Here is a 3,252-nt window from a genome sequence, read left to right on the forward strand (position 1 = left end):
CCCGTCACCCTTCAGGTCACCGGCGCCGCCTTCCCCGGCCTCTCCGCCCACGCCCTGCCCGCCGCCTTCACCGTGCGCCCCGGCACCACGCGCCGGATCACCGTGGAGATATCGGTTTCCGACTGTTCGGGACTGCCCCTGAATGCGGACCTCCCTTTTCTTGACGTAACGCTCCGTAACGCGCGCGCAATACAGCATCACAGCTTCATCTTCGGCCGGGCGTACTCCCGCGACCTTTTTCGGCTCCTTCGGGGCGCCTGCGCCCCGACACCGGCCCCACAGCCCGGACGGCCAAGCGGAAGTGCAGGTTCTCAAAATGCGGACTGAGGGAGCAATCCGCCAAACCGGCCGAGAGTCCCCTCCGCGGAAGCCCGGCATCCATCACGTCATAACAAGAAAGTCACAAGCCAGCGCACAGCGATGCCCCTTCCCGCAAACCGGGCTTAGAGTCACGGCCAGTCACCGCTCCATCGGGAGTTCGGTAAAGCGCGGGCACCAGCCGCACCCACGAGGGCGCGCGTGCCTGCGGAAAGGACTGATTGTGCGACGTTCCATGGTGATCCTGACCTCCGTCATGGCGACGGGGGCTCTCACACTCACCGCCTGCGGCTCCCGAGACGACAAGGGCGGCGACAGTGACAACGGGGGTGGCACCACCCTCACCATCGGCGTGGACGCCCCGCTGTCCGGCGAGAACTCCACCACCGGTCTCGGCATCCAGTACGGCGCCCAGATCGCCGTCGACGACGCCAACAAGAACAAGCTCGTCCCGGGCGTCACCTTCAAACTGAAGGCCTACGACGACAAGGCGCAGCCGGCCACCGGCCAGTCCAACGCCACCGCCATCACCGGTGACAAGACCGCCGTCGGCGCCGTCGGCCCGCTGAACTCCGGCGTCGCCCAGTCGATGCAGCAGGTGTTCGAATCGGCCAACATGGTCGAGATCTCCCCCTCGAACACCAACCCCGCCCTGACCCAGGGCAAGGACTGGCAGACGGCCAAGAAGCGTCCCTACAAGACGTACTTCCGCACCGCCACCACCGACGAGCTCCAGGGCAGCTTCGCCGCCGACTACGCGTACAACGGCCTCAAGAAGAAGAAGGTCTTCGTCGTCGACGACAAGCAGACCTACGGCGCCGGCCTCGCCAAGATCTTCAACGAGCAGTTCAAGAAGCTCGGCGGCAGCGTGGTCGGCACCGACCACGTCAACACCGGCGACAAGGACTTCGGCTCCCTCGTCACCAAGATCAAGACCTCCAAGGCCGACCTGGTCTACTACGGCGGCCAGTACGACGAGTCCTCGCTGATCACCAAGCAGATGAAGGACGGCGGAGTCAAGATCCCGCTCTTCGGCGGCGACGGCATGTTCGCCTCCACCTACATCGAGACCGCGGGCGCCGCCTCCGAGGGCGACCTCGCCACCGCCGTCGGTGTCCCCGCCGACACCCTGCCCGCCGCCAAGACGTTCATCGAGACGTACAAGGCCAAGGGCTACAAGGGTGACTACGGCGCCTACGGCGCGTACTCCTACGACGCCGCCACCGCCATCATCAAGGCCGTGAAGGCCGCCGTCGACGCCAACGGCGGCAAGGTCCCCAGCGACATCAACGCCCTGCGCTCCGCCGTCGTCGACGGCGTCCAGAAGTCCGACTTCGAAGGCATCTCCGGCAAGGTCTCCTTCGACGAGTACGGCGACACCACCAACAAGCAGCTCACCGTCTACCAGGTCACCAAGGGTGCGTGGAAGGCCGTGAAGACCGGCACCGCCAGCTAGTCCCGGCCTCGACGGCAACAGCACCTCACCACGGGCCGCGCGGAAGGGGACCCCGACCGCGCGGCCCTTGCCACACCCCACCCCAGCACGCCACACGTGCACACGACCACCAGCGACAATGGAGGCCACGCGGTGAACACCCTGCCGCAGCAGCTGGCCAACGGGCTGCTCCTAGGCTCGATGTACGGGCTCATCGCCATCGGCTACACGATGGTGTACGGCATCGTCCAGCTCATCAACTTCGCGCACGGCGAGATCTTCATGACCGGCGCCTTCGGCGCGTTCACGGTCTACTTCTACATCCTTCCCGACGGCGTCTCGATGGCCGTCGCCGTTCCCCTGATGCTGGTCGGCGGCGGCATCGTCGCGATCCTCATCGCGGTCGGAGCGGAACGGTTCGCCTACCGGCCCCTGCGCGGAGCACCACGGCTCGCACCGCTCATCACCGCGATCGGCCTCTCCCTGGCCCTCCAGGAAGTCGTCCGCAACTTCTACCCCGGCGCCGACCGCGCCGTCGCCTTCCCCGGCCTCGACGCCACCCACGAAATCGGCTCCGTCACCATCAAGGACGCCGACATCTTCCTCATCGTGGCCGCCATCCTCTGCATGTCCGCCCTCGCCTTCTTCGTCCGCAAGTCCCGCACCGGCCGCGCCATGCAGGCCACCGCCCAGGACCCGGACACCGCACAGCTCATGGGCATCGACACCAACCGCATCATCGTCATCGCCTTCGCCATCGGCGGCTTCTTCGCCGCGGTCGCAGCCGTCGCCTACGGCCTCAAGTACGGCAACATCGACTACCGCATGGGCTTCCTGATGGGCCTCAAGGCCTTCACCGCCGCGGTCCTCGGCGGCATCGGCAACATCTACGGCGCCATGCTCGGCGGCCTCGTCCTCGGCATCGCCGAGACCCTCGCCTCCGCGTACATCGACGGCATCCCCGGCATGGACAAGCTCGGCGGCCAGAGCTGGGCCAACGTCTGGGCCTTCGCCCTCCTCATCATCGTCCTCCTCGTCAGGCCACAAGGCCTGCTCGGCGAACGCGTAGCGGACAGGGCGTGATCACGATGACCGACACCACCACCCGCGGCCTGATCCCCCTGCCGCTCGCAGCGGCCCGCGCGCTCCTGCTCGCCGGAGGCATAGCCACCGCCGCCTCCGCGTTCCTCGCCTGGACCTGGACCAGCGAGTTCCCCGGCGACCTCACCATCACCGGCTACCCCGGCGGCCTCCAGTGGCTGACCTTCGTCGCCGGCCTGCTCATCACGGTGTTCGCCCTCGCGGCCTACGACGTCCCCGGCCTGCGCGGCCTCATACCCGCCCGCAACAACGCCCCCCTGGTCCTCACCGCCCTCGGCGGCTTCGGCGTCACCTGGTACACGATCATCTCGATCGCCGCCGAACTCGGCGGACTCGCCAACCTCGAACCGGGCGGCTGGGTCGCGGCCATCGCCTCCCTCCTCCCCGTCATCGGCGCC

At 67.6% G+C, this 3,252-nt stretch carries 2 protein-coding genes and 1 pseudogene; all 3 read left to right on the forward strand.

Annotation, left to right across the window (positions count from 1 at the left end):
• Nucleotides 1-553: 553 nt before the first annotated feature.
• A complete protein-coding gene (locus tag EHS43_RS40960) occupies nucleotides 554-1,774 on the forward strand; it encodes a branched-chain amino acid ABC transporter substrate-binding protein (RefSeq protein ID WP_125195598.1) in 1,221 nt (406 codons plus the stop codon).
• Nucleotides 1,775-1,906: 132 nt separating this feature from the next.
• On the forward strand, nucleotides 1,907-2,836 hold the full coding sequence (locus EHS43_RS40965; RefSeq protein ID WP_125195597.1) for a branched-chain amino acid ABC transporter permease: 930 nt from the start codon (nucleotides 1,907-1,909) through the stop codon (nucleotides 2,834-2,836).
• Between the two features lie 5 nt (nucleotides 2,837-2,841).
• A pseudogene (locus EHS43_RS40970) lies at nucleotides 2,842-3,252 on the forward strand (branched-chain amino acid ABC transporter permease); the annotation flags it as partial.

The sequence above is a fragment of the Streptomyces sp. RP5T genome, from assembly GCF_003933965.1.
In the GTDB taxonomy this organism is placed as follows: domain Bacteria; phylum Actinomycetota; class Actinomycetes; order Streptomycetales; family Streptomycetaceae; genus Streptomyces.

Bases quoted from the DNA above. Each gene is read 5' to 3' on its own strand.
- EHS43_RS40960 (WP_125195598.1), top strand. From the start codon at position 554: ATGGTGATCCTGACCTCCGTCATGGCGACGGGGGCTCTCACACTCACC.